Annotated in this window: 13 protein-coding genes; 10 read left to right on the top strand and 3 right to left on the bottom strand. The window is 69.9% G+C overall.

From position 1 onward, the window contains the following. Positions 1-13: 13 nt before the first annotated feature. Entirely contained in the window at positions 14-1465 is a 1452-nt protein-coding gene (locus tag OG496_RS47750) for a purine-cytosine permease family protein (RefSeq protein WP_405866061.1), read from the bottom strand. A 212-nt stretch (positions 1466-1677) separates the two neighbouring features. Here OG496_RS47750 and panD point away from each other — a divergent pair, with 212 nt between their 5' ends. From panD to OG496_RS47770, 4 genes are all read left to right on the top strand, one after another. Beyond that, positions 1678-2097 (top strand): aspartate 1-decarboxylase, encoded by a 420-nt coding sequence (panD, locus tag OG496_RS47755; protein ID WP_043670938.1) that lies wholly within the window; start codon positions 1678-1680, stop codon positions 2095-2097. 22 nt (positions 2098-2119) lie between these two features. Next, positions 2120-2467 carry a GNAT family N-acetyltransferase gene (locus tag OG496_RS47760; RefSeq protein WP_366491805.1) on the top strand — a complete coding sequence of 116 codons (348 nt, stop codon included), beginning with the start codon at positions 2120-2122 and terminating at the stop codon, positions 2465-2467. A gap of 49 nt (positions 2468-2516) precedes the next feature. Continuing rightward, the gene (locus tag OG496_RS47765; RefSeq protein ID WP_405976847.1) at positions 2517-3200 is read left to right on the top strand and encodes an aspartate/glutamate racemase family protein; all 684 of its coding nucleotides are present in this window, start codon (positions 2517-2519) and stop codon (positions 3198-3200) included. A 298-nt stretch (positions 3201-3498) separates the two neighbouring features. Beyond that, on the top strand, positions 3499-3852 hold the full coding sequence (locus OG496_RS47770; RefSeq protein WP_366491804.1) for a VOC family protein: 354 nt from the start codon (positions 3499-3501) through the stop codon (positions 3850-3852). Positions 3853-3891: 39 nt separating this feature from the next. Here the strand turns inward: OG496_RS47770 and gndA are convergent, their stop codons facing one another. Next, on the bottom strand, positions 3892-5331 hold the full coding sequence (gene gndA, locus OG496_RS47775; RefSeq protein ID WP_366491803.1) for an NADP-dependent phosphogluconate dehydrogenase: 1440 nt from the start codon (positions 5329-5331) through the stop codon (positions 3892-3894). Between the two features lie 319 nt (positions 5332-5650). Between gndA and OG496_RS47780 the strand changes: the two genes are divergently transcribed. Further along, complete coding sequence (locus OG496_RS47780) at positions 5651-6883, top strand: transglycosylase family protein (RefSeq protein WP_405975351.1); 1233 nt, start codon at positions 5651-5653, stop codon at positions 6881-6883. On the opposite strand, the gene OG496_RS47785 is transcribed toward OG496_RS47780, so the two are convergent. Beyond that, positions 6873-8015: a DMT family transporter gene (locus tag OG496_RS47785; protein WP_366491801.1), complete on the bottom strand. Its 1143-nt coding sequence runs from the start codon at positions 8013-8015 to the stop codon at positions 6873-6875. The two genes, OG496_RS47780 and OG496_RS47785, sit on opposite strands and share 11 nt — an antisense overlap. Before the next feature lie 209 nt (positions 8016-8224). On the opposite strand from OG496_RS47785, the gene OG496_RS47790 reads away from it, so the two are divergent. The 5 genes from OG496_RS47790 (at position 8225) to OG496_RS47810 (ending at position 16590) form a co-directional block, all read left to right on the top strand. Next, positions 8225-8980, top strand: a complete 756-nt coding sequence (locus OG496_RS47790; protein ID WP_405975352.1) for a (2Fe-2S)-binding protein — start codon at positions 8225-8227, stop codon at positions 8978-8980. Between the two features lie 39 nt (positions 8981-9019). Continuing rightward, positions 9020-10171: a glycogen synthase gene (gene glgA, locus OG496_RS47795; protein WP_327399599.1), complete on the top strand. Its 1152-nt coding sequence runs from the start codon at positions 9020-9022 to the stop codon at positions 10169-10171. 51 nt (positions 10172-10222) lie between these two features. After that, on the top strand, positions 10223-11443 hold the full coding sequence (glgC, locus tag OG496_RS47800) for a glucose-1-phosphate adenylyltransferase (RefSeq protein ID WP_366491799.1): 1221 nt from the start codon (positions 10223-10225) through the stop codon (positions 11441-11443). A gap of 186 nt (positions 11444-11629) precedes the next feature. Next, entirely contained in the window at positions 11630-14245 is a 2616-nt protein-coding gene (locus tag OG496_RS47805) for a PA14 domain-containing protein (RefSeq protein WP_405975353.1), read from the top strand. A gap of 29 nt (positions 14246-14274) precedes the next feature. Further along, a complete protein-coding gene (locus tag OG496_RS47810) occupies positions 14275-16590 on the top strand; it encodes a GH92 family glycosyl hydrolase (protein ID WP_405975354.1) in 2316 nt (771 codons plus the stop codon). Positions 16591-16614 lie beyond the last annotated feature (24 nt).

Consider the following 16614-nt stretch of genomic DNA (forward strand, 5'->3'; position numbering starts at 1 on the left):
GGCGTAACGGCCGTCAGGGCTCGCGGTGTTCGTGCGCCGCGTTCTCCAACTCCTCGGCCTCCGCCTCGGCCACCCGGATCTCGGCCTCCACGTCGATCGAGCGGCTCAGCCACCAGTACAGCAACCCGGCGACCGGCAGACCGACGAACAGGGAGAGGTCGGCGCCGTCCATGGCATGCGCGATCGGGCCGACGTAGAGGGTGCCGACGGAGAAGAACGGCACCATGACGCCGAAGCCCACCAGGTAGGAGATGATGCCGTGCCAGCCCCAACGGCCGTAGATGCCATGGGGGTTGAAGATCTCGGCGATCGCGTAGTGGCCGCGGCGCACCACGTAGTAGTCCATCAGGTTGACCGCGGTCCACGGGATGAACAGGTAGAGCACCAGCAGCAGGAAGTTGTTGAAGTTGGTGAGGAAGTTCGCGGTCGCGGCCATCGCGCCGGCCAGGGAGAGCGCGGCGGTCAGCCCGATCGTCAACGCCCTCACGGACACGGTGGGTTGGACCTTCTTGAACGAGTCGATCGCGCTGATCAGGGTCAGTGAGCCGCCGTACATGTTCAGCGCGGTCACGGAGACCAGGCCCAGGGTGGCGAAGAGGAGCACGATCGCGCCGAAGCCGCTGAACACCTTGTCGCCCGCCGCGTTGATCGAGCGGATCGTGTCGAAGTCCTTGCCCGCCCAGGCGGCGAGCAGCGCGCCGAGCGTCATCAGCCAGACCCCGCCGAGCGCCGACCCGAAGTAGGTCCAGTAGAAGGTCTTGCGGACGGTCACGTCCGGCGGGAGGTAGCGCGAGTAGTCCGAGACGTAGATCGCCCAGCTGATCTGGTAGCCCGCGACCACACCGAACTGCGCGAGGAACGGCGTCCAGGAGAAGCCGCCGAGGTCGAAGGAGCCGGCCGGGTAGTGCAGGGTCGCCAGCACGCCCACAGTGAAGATCCCGAAGACGACCAGGAAGGTGTACGTCAGGAACTGCTCCGCCTTGTGGATGACGTCGTAGCCCACCAGCGCGATCACGAAGCCGACCACGGTGACCACGGCCACCCACATCTTGGTGCCGCCGTGCACCGTGGTGTGCAGGGCCTCCCCGGCGAGGATCGTGTTGAAGACGTTGAAGCCCGCGTACTGCACATACGCGAACAGCCACACCAACAGGGCGCCCACATAACCGAATTGAGGCCGCGACTGGATCATCTGCGGCAGCCCCAGCTGCGGGCCCTGGGCCGAGTGGAAGGCCATGAAGAAGGTGCCGAGCAGGGTGCCCGCGACGATCGCGATGAGCGACCAGATGAGGTTGCCGCCCTCGGTGATGCTGATCAGGCCCACGGCGAGGGTGGCGATCTGCGCGTTCGACATGAACCACAGCGGGCCCAGATGCCACAGCTTGCCGTGGCGCTCGTTCAGGGGGACATAGTCGATGGAACGTATCTCCAGCCCCGACACCCGGGGCTCTGATGCGGTGGTCACGGTGCCTCCAGGGTGCCGATCAGGCCTGTGTGGCCACATTCATCCCCCGCACGGGTCCCGGCAACCGCAACTGAATCTGTGAACCACTCTCTTTACCTGGTCCATACATGGCGCCTGGGACTGTGATGGCGCGCGCCCCTCGTTGTAAATTAGGAGACCAGCCCTTGACCTGCATAAACGCAGGCAGGGAGCCTAGATTCGGGAGTGCCTCCATGCTGCGCACCATGTTCAAATCGAAGATCCACCGTGCCACCGTCACCCAGGCCGACCTGCACTACGTCGGCTCCGTCACCATCGACGCCGACCTGCTGGACGCCGCCGATCTGCTGCCCGGCGAGCTGGTCCACATCGTCGACATCACCAACGGCGCCCGCCTGGAGACGTACGTCATCGAGGGCGAACGGGGCACCGGTGTCATCGGGATCAACGGGGCCGCGGCCCACCTCGTGCATCCCGGAGACCTGGTGATCATCATCAGTTACGCTCAGGTGTCCGACGCCGAGGCGCGGGCGCTTCGGCCCCGGGTCGTGCACGTGGACTCCGCCAACCGGATCGTGGGCCTGGGCGCCGATCCGTCCGAGCCGGTGCCGGGTTCGGAGCAGGCGCGCAGCCCGCAGGCCGTCACGGCCTGACCATCGCACCAGGAGGAAGCCCATGAGCGAGACCGAGATCCGCGACGACCGGGCGGCGGGCCGCCTGGAGGCGCTCGGCGACGGCGGTGAAGTCCTGGGCCACATCGAGTACTTCGTCCTCGAATCCCCCGCGCGCGCCCTCGTCCCGGTCCACACGCTCGTGGAACCGGCCCACGAGGGAAAGGGCATCGCGGGTTCACTCGCCCGCGAGCTGTACGGCATCGCGGCCCGCGAGGGCATCGTCGTCGCCCCGCTGTGCCCGTACGTCGTCAAGTGGGCGGAACGGCATCCTGACGAGGCACCGGCCGCGGACCCGGCGTTGCTGCGGGCGGCGATGGAGTGGCTCAGGGCGCATCCGGGCCGGTTCTAGGACCGACGCCGATTTCGTCGTGACCGCCCCGAAGAAAGGCCCCGGCCACGTGCTCGCCCTCCTGCACACCTCACCCGCTCACGTCCCGGTCTTCGACGCCCTGCGCGACGAGGACCACCAGGGCCTGGAACTACGGCACTTCGTCGACGAGGAGCTGTTGGCGCGGGCCCGGTGCGAGGGGCCGCAAGCGGTGGCCGGGGCGGTGCGGGACGTACTGGACGCGGCCGTGGCCGAAGGGGCTCGGGCGGTGCTGTGCACCTGCTCGACCATCGGCGGGGTCGCGGAGACCGCCGGTGCGGGGGTCGGCGTACCGGTGTTGCGCGGCGACCGTCCGATGGCGGCGGCCGCGGTGGCCGCCGGTCCGCGCGTCGTCGTGGCGGCGACGCTGGAGAGCACGCTGGGGCCGACCGTGGCGCTGGTCGAGGAGGAGGGGAGGCGTTCTGGCCGCCCTGTCGGACTTCTCGACATCCGCACCCTGCTCGTCGACGGCGCCTGGGCCCGTTTCGAGGCCGGCGACGCCGAGGGCTGCGCCCGGCTGGTGGCGGACGCCGTGGACGCGGTCATCGACGCCGACGCGATCGTCCTCGCGCAGGGTTCCATGGCACCGGCCCAGCACCTGACGACCACGATGATCCCGGTGCTGTCCAGCCCCCGTCCGGGGCTGGCCGCCGGTGCCCGCGCGGCGCGGGCGGCTGAGCCCAGCCGGGTGAGTGGCGGCGCGGGTGACGGGTAGGCGGGGGAGTAGTCCAGAGCCGACGTAGCCACTGGCTGGAGGACACGATGACCGACCCGTATCCCGACCCCGTACCACCCGGTCCGACGCCGGGCCCGGCCCCCGAGCCCCCGGCACCACTGCCCACACCCCCGCCGAACCCCCGTCCCGTGCCGGGGCCACCGCCGAATCCCCGGCCCACCCCGGGGCCCCCGCCCTCTCCGATCCCGCCGGGCCCGGAGCCCGTGCCGAGCCCGGAGCCGGGACCACCGCTGACCTGAGACCGGCGCCCCGATCGCCGTCCTGGCAGGATGGCCGCATGGAACGTGTGCTGGGAATCGGCGGACACTTCATGCGGGCGGCCGACCCGGCGGCCCTGAGCGCCTGGTACCGCGACAGTCTCGGACTGGACACCGACGAGCACGGGCTGTGGGCTCAGGAGGCCGGGCCGACGGTGTTCGCGGCCTTCCCGGCCGACACCGACTACTTCGGGTCCCGCACCCAGCAGACCATGCTCAACTTCCGGGTCCGCGACCTCGACGCGATGCTCGCGCAGTTGCGGGCCAAGGGCGCGGACGTGGACGCCGAGACGCAGGACATGGACGGCGTCGGCCGCTTCGGCTGGGTCACCGACCCCGAGGGCAATCGCATCGAACTGTGGCAGCCCGCCTGACCGGATCCACGGCAGGCGGGCTCGGCACGGTCGGCGAGGTCAGCCGGAGACCTCCGAGCGGTCACCGCCCCAGAGGGTGTGGAAGGAGCCGTCCCGGTCCACCCGCCGGTAGGTGTGCGCCCCGAAGAAGTCCCGCTGTCCCTGGGTGAGCGCCGCGGGCAACCGCTCGGCGCGCAGCGCGTCGTAGTACGCGAGGGCCGCCGAGAAACCGGGCGTCGGGACGCCCTGGCGGGTCGCGGCGACGACGACCTCGCGCCAGTCGTCCTGCGCCGCCGCGATCTCCTGCGCGAACGTCTCGTCGGACAGCAGGCTCGGCAGGTCCGCGCGGGCGTCGTACGCGGCGCGGATGCGGTCGAGGAAGGCCGCGCGGATGATGCAACCGCCGCGCCAGATCGAGGAGATGGCGCCGAGGTCGACGTTCCAGTCGTACTCCTCGCTGCCCGCCGCGATCTCGTGGAAGCCCTGCGTGTACGACACGATCTTCGACGCGTACAGCGCCTGCTCGACCCGGTCCGCGAAGGCCGCCGCCTCCGCCTCGCCCAGTGGGGAAGCGGTGGGGCCGGCGAGACCCCGCGAGGCCTCGCGCAGCGCCGCGTGGCCGGAGAGGGAGCGGGCGAAGACCGCCTCCGCGATGCCCGAGACCGGGACGCCGAGGTCGAGGGCGATCTGGACCGTCCAGCGGCCCGTGCCCTTCTGTTCCGCCTGGTCGACGACCACGTCCACGAACGGCCTGCCGGTGGCCGCGTCCACGTGGGACAGCACCTCGGCGGTGATCTCGATCAGGTAGGAGTCCAGCCGGCCCGTGTTCCAGGTGCGGAAGATGTCCGCGATCTGCGCGGGGGAGTACCCGGCGACATCGCGCAGCAGCTGGTACGCCTCGCCGATCAGCTGCATGTCGGCGTACTCGATGCCGTTGTGGACCATCTTCACGAAGTGCCCGGCGCCGTCGGGACCCACATGGGTCACACAGGGCGCCCCGTCCTTCGCCTTCGCGGAGATCTTCTCCAGCATCGGACCGAGCGAGTCGTACGACTCCTTCGGGCCACCCGGCATGATGCTCGGTCCGTGCAGCGCGCCCTCCTCGCCGCCGGAGACGCCCATGCCGACGAAGTGGATGCCCTGTTCGCGCAGGTCGCGCTCCCGGCGCCGGGTGTCCGCGAAGTGCGCGTTGCCACCGTCGATGATCATGTCGCCCGGTTCGAGGAGCGGGGCGAACTCCTCGATCACCGCGTCCGTCGGGTCACCGGCCTTCACCATGACGACCAGGCGGCGCGGCCGCTCCAGCGCCGCCACGAAGTCCTTGGCGGTCTCCGCCGCGATGAAGTCGCCCTCGCCGCCGAACTCCGCCACCAGGTCGCGCGTGCGGGACGCGGTCCTGTTGTGCACGGCGACCGTGTAGCCGTTGCGCGCGAAGTTGCGGGCGAGGTTGCGGCCCATGACCGCGAGACCCGTGACGCCGATCTGCGCTGAAGTGCTCATTCGGTTGGCTCCTAAAGATCAGGAAGGTCCTGACATCGGTGGTACCGGTCGTGCTCGCCAGTATTGCCCCACTGACCATCCTGGCCCGCCGGTACCCCGACCGCACGTGCTGGCCGTGCGAAGTTGTCCGCCTTCGGTCGGTGTTCCTCCCGGGCTCCTTCCGCGGAAACGCAAGCCCAACCCCACCAGCCCCACCCGTTTCCCAACAGGCGGGGAATACCGGTCACTTGAGCCACAGGGAGGCCGGTTGCCGTCTTGTCATGGCCTGTTCGGGGCGCATATTTTTGGCCCTCCTGACGCATGTGGAGGGGGATTCCCCATGGCCGTACGCGGCCGGCACCGCCGGTATCAGCCGAGCAGGATCAACCGGGCCTCGCTGCTCACGGTCACGGCGGGCGGCGCGGGCATCGCGATCCCGCTCGCGGCCGTCGGCGCGGGCACCGCCCAGGCGGCCGATGTGAGCACCTGGAACAAGGTCGCCGCCTGCGAGTCCAGCGGCGACTGGAGCATCAACACCGGCAACGGGTACTACGGCGGGCTCCAGTTCACCCAGTCCACCTGGGAGGCCTACGGCGGCACGGCGTACGCGCACCGCGCGGATCTCGCCACCCGGGACCAGCAGATCGCCATAGCGGAGAAGGTGCTCAAGGGCCAGGGACCCGGCGCCTGGCCGGTGTGCTCGGTCCGCGCCGGACTCACCCGGGGCGGCGGCACCCCCGACATCCACGTCGGCGGCACCAAGAGCGAGAGCACCGCGGCGCACAAGGCCAAGGCCAAGGCCAAGGCCTCCAAGACGCAGACCGTCGTCAAGCGGTCCGTGAAGGACGTCCAGCCGCAGACCACACCGCAGTCCCGCGCGGGCACCGCCGAGATGTACACGGTCGTGCGCGGCGACACCCTCTCCGGGATCGCCGACACCGAGCGCGTGGACGGCGGCTGGCACGGGCTCTACGCCGCGAACCGCACCACCGTGGGGGACGATCCCGACCTGATCCTGCCGGGCCAGCGGCTCAGCCTGCACGGCAAGGCGGCCCCTGCGGCCCACACGACGACGAAACCGGCCACCAAGTCGTCGGCCACCAAGTCCCCGAAGAAGAAGGCCTCTTCGGAGACCGCCGAGAAGGTCACCCACAAGAAGACGACGAGCCATTCCCTCGTCGCCCCGGTGAACGCCCCCATCGGCACCGCGTACCACGCGACGGGCTCCTCCTGGTCGAAGGGCTACCACACCGGCGTCGACTTCCTCGTCCCCACCGGCACCTCGGTCAAGGCCATCGAGAACGGCACGGTCGTCAGCGCGGGGTGGGCGGGGTCGTACGGTTACCAAGTGGTGATCCGGCACGCCGACGGGCGGTACTCCCAGTACGCGCACCTGTCCGCGATCTCCGTGCGGGACGGCCAGTCGGTCGGCGAGGGGCAGCGCATCGGACGCTCCGGGTCCACCGGGAACACCACGGGCCCGCATCTGCACTTCGAGGTGCGGACGGGGCCCGGCTTCGGTACCGACATCGACCCGCTCGCCTATCTGCGGGCCGGCGGCGTCAGGATTTGACTCGGGTACGGCGCCGGTCGTGGACCGGCATCATCACGTACAGCCCGGCGTGGAACGGACCGAAGTAGCCGGCCGGTTCAGCGGCTCCGGCCGGCTCCAGGGTCTCGTAACCCTCGCCGGCCGGAATCGCCGCCTGGGCCGGGACGAGGATCCCGCCGCCCGGTGCGCCGGCCGTGATGTCCGCGGCCGGCACGTCGACGTTCGCGCTCACGCCGACGGGCTGTCCAGGGAGGGCGTCCAGCAACTCCTCGACGGGCGAGGGCACCACAGGAGGTGTGGTGGTGTCGGCCGGTACGCTCTCGCTGCCCAGCCGCTCCGTGGTCAGCAGGATCAGGCCGCCCGCGGCGACCACCCCGGCGGACAGGGCGAGGAGGGTGCCCGTCGTGCCGTAGCGGAAGGTCTCACCGAACATCGTGATGCCGACCGCGGCCGCCACCACCGGGTTCACGACCGTCAGCACCGCCAGCGGAGCCGCCAGGCCCGCGCCCCGGTAGGACGCCTGCGAAAGCATCAGACCGGCCACCGCGAACACCGCGATCACGCCGAGGAACGGGATGTCGGTCGCGGAGACCGCGCCGTTGTCCCAGTCGACCGTCACCGTCTTGGTGAACACTGAGGACATGCCGAAGGCTATGCCGGACGCGGTCGCCAGGAGCACGCTGCGCACCGCCGGGTGCCGGTGTGCCGCGCGGCCCGCGATCATCAGGGTCACGACCACCGCGCCGGTGAACACGGCCACGGACACCCGCTGGGCGGTGCTCAGCGACTGGCCCTCGGACGTACCCACCAGGGACAGCAGACCCGCGAGGCCGATCGTCGCCATGATGGCGCCGCGCCAGGCGGTGGAGCCGGCCTTGCGGCCGACGAACAGGGCCGCCATCGGCAGCGCGAACACGATCGTCAGCGCACCGAGCGGCTGCACCAGGCTCAGCGGGCCGTAGGCCAGCGCCACCACGTGCAGCAGACCGCCCGTACCGTTCAACGCGACCGCCGCCCACCAGCTCGGGCGGCGCAGCGGTGCGTACTCCTGGTCGGGGGAGGACACCGCGACGCGCTCCTGCACGATCGCTCCACCGGCGTAGGCCACGGCGGAGACGAGCGACAGCAGGATGGACAACGCGAGGGCGCTCATCGGCAGCTCCTCTGCGTCAGGCGGGCGCCTCTGGCACCACGCGGCGAACGGTCGGCTTTCATACAGAACACGATGCCGCTCGATGTTCTTCCCGTCGTCGTACCTGAGCACCGATTGGGTAGTACTGCCGATGGAGTACGAAAGGCCCCTTGTCCTCCCCAAGGTGGGTGACACCGGACGACACCCCCTGGGTGAAACCCCTAAGAGCCTTGGTACTACTGCTCTTCGTGGACCTCGACCCCGAACTCGCCGCGCTGCGCCCCCTCGGCGGCTTCTTCGTACTACGCACGGGCGGAGCCCCGCACGAGTCGTTGCCGACGCTCGCGCGGACCTACGAAAACCCGGCATCGGAGGTTTACGGAAATTCCCTGACTTTTCGTGTCCGAGTCGTCGCGGAACGTCTCCAGGCCCCTGAGCTGCGCATCGCCGCCTCGATCGCCCAGCAGGCGCTCGCGGCCCGGCTGTGGTCCGTGGCGCTCGGCTGCGCCGCCCTGTACGGCCGGATCCCCGACCTCGACCCCCGCCTGCTGCACTGGGACGCCGACCGCGGCGCACCGGACGACCTGTGGCTGGCCGAGGTCCGCCCGCTGCCCGGCGACGCCGTGACCCTCGCGGACACCGTCCTCCACGCCCACCTCGAACCGCTCGCCGCCGCCCTGGTCGCCCGCCACCGCATGTCCACCGGCCTCCTGTGGGGCAACGCGGCCTCAGCGCTCGCGGGCGCGGCCCGGGAGCTGGACCGCTGGGCACGCACGCGTGGCCGTACGGAGGTCGCCACGCGCGCGCGTGCCCTGACCGCGGAACTCTTCGCCCACCCGCTCCTCGCCGGAACCGGAACGTTCACCGGCAGCTCCTTCCGGCGCCGCAGCTGCTGCCTCTACTATCGGGTCCCTGGTGGCGGGGTGTGCGGGGACTGCTGCTTCACACAGCCGCCTGGCTCTTCCCGAAACGCCGCTTCTGGGTGACCATGAGGGCAATCAGCCGCCGAGAACAAGGGGTTTCGGGTGCGAGTGGGACTGCTGACCCGGGAGTACCCGCCGGATGTGTACGGCGGCGCGGGCGTCCATGTGGAGTTCCTCGCCCGGGAGTTGAGGCCCCTGGTCGACCTGGATGTGCACTGCTGGGGCGAGGGCCGCACCGAAGGCGTCGTACGCCACCGCTCCTGGCCCACCCTCGACGGCGCCAACGACGCCCTGCGCACCTTCTCCGTGGACCTCTCCATGGCCGCCGCCCTCGAAGGCCGTGAACTCGTCCACTCCCACACCTGGTACGCCAACCTCGCCGGCCACTTCGCCAAGCTGCTGTACGGCATCCCGCACGTGATGACCGCGCACTCGCTGGAGCCGCTGCGCCCCTGGAAGGCCGAGCAGCTCGGCGGCGGATACGCGCTCTCCAGCTGGGCCGAGCGCACCGCGATCGAGGCCGCGGACGGCGTGATCGCCGTATCGGGAGCCATGCGCGAGGACATCCTCACCTGCTACCCGACGCTGGACCCGGCCAAGGTGCAGGTCGTCCACAACGGCATCGACACCACGCTCTACCAGCCCGACCACGGCACCGACGTCCTCACCCGGCTCGGCATCGACCCCGACCGCCCCTACGTGCTGTTCGTCGGCCGGATCACCCGCCAGAAGGGCGTGCCCCATCTGCTGCGCGCCGTGCGGGACATCGACCCGGCCGCCCAGGTCGTGCTGTGCGCGGGCGCGCCGGACACCCCCGAGATCGACCGCGAATTCCGCGAGCTCTTCCAGGAGCTGAGCAGTGTCCGCGCGGGCGTCCACTGGATCCCGCAGATGCTGCCGCGCCCGGAAGTGATCCAGCTCCTCACCCACGCCACCGTGTTCGCCTGCCCCTCGGTGTACGAGCCCCTCGGGATCGTGAACCTGGAGGCGATGGCCTGCGGTACGGCCGTGGTCGCCTCGCGCGTCGGGGGCATCCCGGAGGTGGTGGCACATGGGGAGACGGGGCTGCTGGTGTCCGTCGACGACGACTTCGAGGCGAACCTGGCGCTGGCTCTCGACTCCGTGCTCGCCGACCCGGAGACTGCGAAACGGATGGGCGAGGCCGGGCGGGAGCGCGCGGTTGGCGAGTTCGGCTGGGACGCCGTGGCGCTGCGCACCGCGCGGCTCTACGGGGAGATCGCCAAACAGGCTTAGTGTGCGCTGCTCAGGGGCAGGCTGGGGTCAACCAGGGTGAGGGGAGCGGCCATGCGTCGTGGCGGACCTTCGGTGCTCGGGATCGTACTGGCGGGCGGTGAGGGCAAGCGGCTGATGCCCCTGACCGCCGACCGGGCCAAACCCGCGGTCACCTTCGGCGGCACGTACCGCCTCGTGGACTTCGTGCTGTCCAATCTCGTCAACGCCGACATCCTGCGCATCTGCGTCCTCACGCAGTACAAGTCGCACTCGCTGGACCGCCACATCACCACCACCTGGCGCATGTCCAGCCTGCTCGGCAACTACGTCACACCCGTCCCGGCCCAGCAGCGCCTCGGCCCGCGCTGGTACCTCGGCAGCGCGGACGCGATCCTGCAGTCGCTGAACCTGATCTACGACGAACGCCCCGAGTACGTCGCGGTGTTCGGCGCCGACCACGTGTACCGCATGGACCCGCGCCAGATGCTCGCCCAGCACATCGAGAGCGGTGCGGGTGTCACCGTGGCCGGTATCCGCGTCCCGCGCGCCGAGTCCTCGCAGTTCGGCGTGATCACCCCGGGCTCGGACGGCCAGATGGTGGAGAACTTCCTGGAGAAGCCCGCCGACCCGCCCGGTCTGGTGGACGACCCGGAGTGCGTCTACGCCTCGATGGGCAACTACATCTTCACCACCAAGGCGCTGATAGAGGCTCTCCAGCGCGACGCGGAGGACCTCGGCTCCGTGCACGACATGGGCGGTTCGATCCTCCCCGCGCTCACCGAGCGGGGCGAGGCCGCGCTCTACGACTTCAGCGCCAACCACGTCCCCGGCGAGACCACCCGCGACCAGGGCTACTGGCGGGACGTCGGCTCGCTCGACGCGTACTACGACGCCCACATGGACCTCATCGCAGAGCGCCCCGCCTTCAACCTCTACAACCGCAACTGGCCCATCTACACCCACTCCGGCCAGCTCTCCCCGGCCCGCTTCAACGCCGGCGGCATGGCCAGCGAGTCGATCATCAGCTCCGGGTGCCTCATCCGCGGCCAGGTCACGCGCTCGGTGCTCTCCCCGGGCGTGGTGGTCGACCCCGGAGCCGTCGTCCAGGGCTCGATCCTGCACGACAACGTCCACATCGGCCGGGGCGCGGTGGTCCGGGGCGCCGTCCTGGACAAGAACGTCGAGGTACCGCCGGGCGCGACGATCGGCGTCAACCCGGAGCGCGACGCCGACCTGTACACGGTCTCCAAGGGCGGGGTCATCGCACTAGGGAAGGGCCAACTGGTCACGTAACACCTCGTCTTGGCGATCTGAGGCCCCGGTGCTTTTCAGCCGCACCGGGGCTTTGCGCTGCCCGGGTGCCTGCCACGCCCCCGTCCCGTCCCCGCCCCACCCGCGCTTGTCATGTCCCTGGACGGAATCCGGAATCCGTGTTGTCATGCCAACTGCCGCCTATGACAACGTTGTTATGGAGGTTCCGTGCGCATCAGACGACTCAGAGACCGACTCGCGCTACTCCTCGTCCTGGCCCTCGGCATCGCCGGGCTGGCCGCCGTCCCCACCGCGAGCGCCACCGCCGCCGACGACCCCGTCGAGATCCACGGCCTGAAGGGCGAGTACTACACCCAGTCCGCCCCCGGCGCCTTCGACTTCGCCGACCTCAAGGCCACCGGCGTGGACCCGAACCTCGACTTCGACAACCTCGAACCCCGACTCGCCTTCACCACCGGCCGGTCCGACGACGTCAGCGTCCGCTGGACCGGCAAGCTCGTCCCGGCGAAGACCGGCCCCCACACCTTCTCGGTCATCGGCGACAACGGCTTCCGCCTCTGGATCGGCGGACAGCTCGTCATCGACCACTGGGTCGACGACTGGGACACCGAACAGACCTCCGCCCCCGTCGAGTTGACCGCCGGCACGGCCTACGACATCAAGGTCGAGTACTTCGAGCACTACGGCGGCTCCAACCTCCACGTGCGCTGGACCGAGCCCGTCGGCACCAAGGTGGCCATCCCGCAGTCGGCCTTCCGGCTCCCCGACGGCTACGACTACGACGGCGCCCTCGCCGCCACCGTCACCAGCACCGGCCGCACCCTGAAGCTCGACTTCGCCCAGCCCCTCGCCGCACCCCCGGCCGGCCTGACCGACCACCTCGAAGCGGTGATCGGCGGCGCCAAGTGGCCCCTGGGGGATGCCAAGTTGGACCCGGCGGACCCACGGACCCTGCTCATCCCGCTCACGGAACCCGTCGTAGGCAACAAGACGGGCACCGCATCCGGCACCGCGGACATCCGCTACGACGGCGAAGCCGGCCTCGCGTCAGCGGATGGCAACGTTATCAACGGCTTCTGGAGCACCGGCCCGAACCACTCCACCTACGAACTGCGCACCCAGTGGGCCGACCAGGTGGGCCCGCACAACGCCCTGCCCGAGTACCCGCGCCCCCAGCTCACCCGCACCGACTGGCGCAACCTGAACGGGAGTTGGCAGTTCGCCGCAGCCACCGCGGGGGAGCAGCCGCCGGTCGGCAGGAACCTCGCCGAGCGCATCCTCGTCCCGTACCCCGTCGAGTCCCAGCTCTCGGGCCTGGAACGGCACGAGGACCGCATGTGGTACCGCCGCACCTTCACCGTCCCCGCCGACTGGAGGATCGGCTCGGGCAAGCGGCTGATGCTCAACTTCGGCGCCGTCGACTGGCGGGCCGAGGTCTACGTCAACGGCACGAAGGTCACCGAACACCAGGGCGGCTACGACAAGTTCAGCGCCGACGTCACCGACGCACTGAAGCCCGGCCGCACCCAGGAGCTGATCGTCGGCGTCTACGACCCCACCGACGCGGCCAACGGCGAGAACCCGCCCGTCGGCAAGCAGCGCCTCGACCCGAGCGGCATCTGGTACACCCCGACCTCGGGCATCTGGCAGACGGTGTGGATGGAACCGGTCGCCCCCGACCACGTCGACTCCCTCAAGCTCACCCCCGACGTCGCCAAGAGCCAACTCACCGTCGAGGCAAAGGGAGTTCGGGACGGCGTACCGATCACGGCGACGGCGTACGACGGAAAGCGGCAGGTCGCCACCGTGCACGGCCGCACCGGCAGCCCACTCACCCTGACCGTCAAGAACCCCCGTCTCTGGTCACCCGACGACCCGTTCCTCTACGACCTGAAGGTCACCGTCGGCAAGGACCACGTCGGCAGCTACTTCGGGATGCGCTCGATCGCCGTGGAGAAGGTGAACGGCGTCCCGCGCACGGTCCTCAACGGCAAGCCGATCTTCATGATGGCCACCCTCGACCAGGGCTTCTGGCCCGACGGTCTCTACACCGCCCCGACCGACGAGGCGCTCGCCCATGACCTCAGGATCCACAAGGAGTTGGGCTTCAACGCCGTGCGCAAGCACATCAAGGTCGAGCCCGACCGCTGGTTCTACTGGGCCGACAGGCTGGGCCTCATGGTGTGGCAGGACATGCCCGCGATGACCGCCGGGGTGAACCCGTCGGCCGCCGCACGCGCCGAGTACGAGCGCGAGATGAAGCAGATGATCGACGAGCACATCAGCAGCCCGTCGGTCGTCATGTGGGTGACGTTCAACGAGGGTTGGGGCCAGTACGACGAGGCCCGGATCGCCGACCAGGCGAAGGCCTGGGACCCGACCCGGCTCGTCAACAGCATGTCCGGCATCAACCTCGGCGTCGACGGCGGCACCGGCGACATCATCGACGAACACGGCTATCCCAGCCCCGCCCTGCCACCGCATCCGGACGGTCAACGCGCCCTGGTCAGCGGGGAGTACGGCGGTCTCGGGCTCGCGGTGCCGGGCCACGCCTGGTCGGTCCAGCAGTCGTACGTCGACGTCGATCCGGCGGCCTACACCGACGACTACCTCGCCAAGCTCGCCGAGGTGCACGCCCTGACCTGCCAGGGCAGCAACGGGGCGGTCTACACCCAGATATCCGATGTCGAGGGCGAGTTGAACGGCCTGATGACCTACGACCGGCGGGTGCTCAAGCCCGACGTACAGCGGGTGAAGGCCGCTCAGCAGGCCCTGATCCGTGACGCCTCGCAGGCTACGCCCGCGAACTGCCCCACCGCCTGACCCCTTTCGTCAACTGGAGGCCCACCCGCATGAGATGGACCCGGCGCCTGCGCCTGTGCGTGGCGGGGGCGGTGGCAGCGTCCGCGCTGTTCGCCGTCCCCGGCACAGCCGAAGCCTCTGCTCTTGGTCAACTCACCGATCTGGTCAACCCATTCATCGGTACCGAGAACGACGGGAACACCTATCCCGGCGCCGCCGTGCCCTTCGGCATGGTGCAGTTCTCGCCGGACACCGGGCACAACACCGGATACGACTACTCTCAGAACCACATCCGCGGCTTCTCCCTCGTGCACCTCTCCGGCGTCGGCTGCGGCCTGGGCGGGGACCTGCCCGTACTGCCGACGACCGGTGACGTGACGCAGACGGACTACGCCCAGTACGCGGCCGAGTTCAGCCACGACGACGAGCACGCGAGCCCCGGCTACTACCAAGTCGGCCTGAAATCCGGCATCGAGGCCGAACTGACGGCGACCGCGCGCACCGGCGTCCAGCGCTACACCTTCCCGGCCACGGACAAGGCCAACGTCCTGCTGAACGCGGCCCAGTCGCTCCACTCCGGGGTCACCTCGAAGGTGGAGGTCCTCGACAACCGGACGGTTCGCACCTCCATCACCGGCCGCGGCTTCTGCCAGGACACCAAGCCGTACACCGTCTACACGGTCACCCACTTCGACCGGCCCTTCACCACGTACGGCACGTGGAACGGTCCAACGGTGACCGCCGGTTCGAGGACCGGCAGCGGCGGCGCGTACGTCCGCTTCGACACGAGCAAGGACCGTACGGTCGAGGCGACCACGGCCCTCTCGTACGTCGACGCGCACGGCGCGGCCGTCAACCTCCGTGCGGAGGGCGGGAGTTCGTTCGACGCGGTACGCCACCGCGCCCAACGGGCCTGGGAGGACCGGCTCGACGGCGTCCGCGCGCAGGGGGGTTCCGACAGCCTGCGCCGGACCTTCTACTCGTCCCTGTACCGGTCCTTCCTCGCGCCCAACATCGGCAGCGATGCCGACGGTCGCTACACCGGCTGGGACCAACAGGTCCACCGGGCAAGGGACTTTACGTACTACCAGAACTGGTCCCTGTGGGACACCTACCGCACGCAGTCCCAACTCCTCGCCCTGCTCGCACCCCGCGAGGCCCGCGACATGGCGATCTCGGTGATCAAGATCGACGAGGAGAGCGGCTGGCTGCCCAAGTGGGGCTATGGCACGGTCGAGACGAACATCATGACCGGCGACCCGGTCACCCCGTTCCTCACCAACGCCTACCAGCAAGGCCTGTTGAAGGGCTACGAGGAGCGCGCCTACCGGGCGTTGAAGCAGAACGCAGACGGCGTACCGCCCACCGATTCGGCGGCCGTGGGCCGGGAGGCGAACAAGGAGTACCTCGCGAACGGGTTCGCGCCGTACATCAAGGACCGCCCGCACGCGAAGCCCGGCGACTCCGACTACGACCACGGGGCCTCGGCCACCCTGGAGTACGCCCTCTCGGACGCGATGCTCGCGCAGATGGCCCGCGACCTCGGGCACGGCGCCGACGCCGCGCGCTATGCGGCCCGCGCCCAGAGCTACCGCAACATCTTCGACCCCTCGACCGGCTTCTTCCGCGCCCGTGACGCCTCCGGCGCCTTCGTCGGTCCTGCTGATCCTGCGCAGAGCGAGGGCTTCCACGAGGGCACGTCGTGGCAGTACCAGTGGCTGGTGCCACAGGACCTGCCCGGCATGGTCGACCTCATCGGCGGCCGGCAGGCGGCCAACGACCGGCTCGACTCCTTCTTCGCCTACGACCAGCTGCTGGCCGACCCGGCGAAGACCGCCCGCGAGGTGTGGGTCAACGGGCCGTACGACTACTACAACGCCGACAAGTACAACCCCCAGAACGAGCCCGACCTGATCGCCCCGTACACCTACCTCTCGACCGGCCAGCCGTGGAAGACCACCGACGTCGTCCATGCCGCGCTGACCCTCTTCACGGACGGCCCGACCGGCATGACCGGCAACGACGACCTCGGCACGATGTCCGCCTGGAACGTCCTGTCGTCGATCGGGATCTTCCCGGTCCAGCCCGGCTACGACACCTGGGGCCTGTCCACGCCCGTGTTCGACCGGGTCGACCTGACCCTGGACCGCCGCTACTACTCGCACGGAGCCCTGACCATCAAGGCGCCCGGCACCTCCGCCGCCGACCGCTACATCCAGGCGGCCCGGACGGACGGGACGTCGTACGAGCGGACGTACCTGACGACCGGCGATCTCCGCTCCGTACGGTCGCTCGACTTCACGGTCGGCCCGCACCCGTCGGAGTGGGGTACATCACCCCAGGCGGCGCCACCTGCACTGAAGTGATCCCGTGTGCCTCTAGAGTCCCAC

Origin of the sequence: Streptomyces sp. NBC_00988, assembly GCF_045162645.1 — a bacterium.
In the GTDB taxonomy this organism is placed as follows: domain Bacteria; phylum Actinomycetota; class Actinomycetes; order Streptomycetales; family Streptomycetaceae; genus Streptomyces.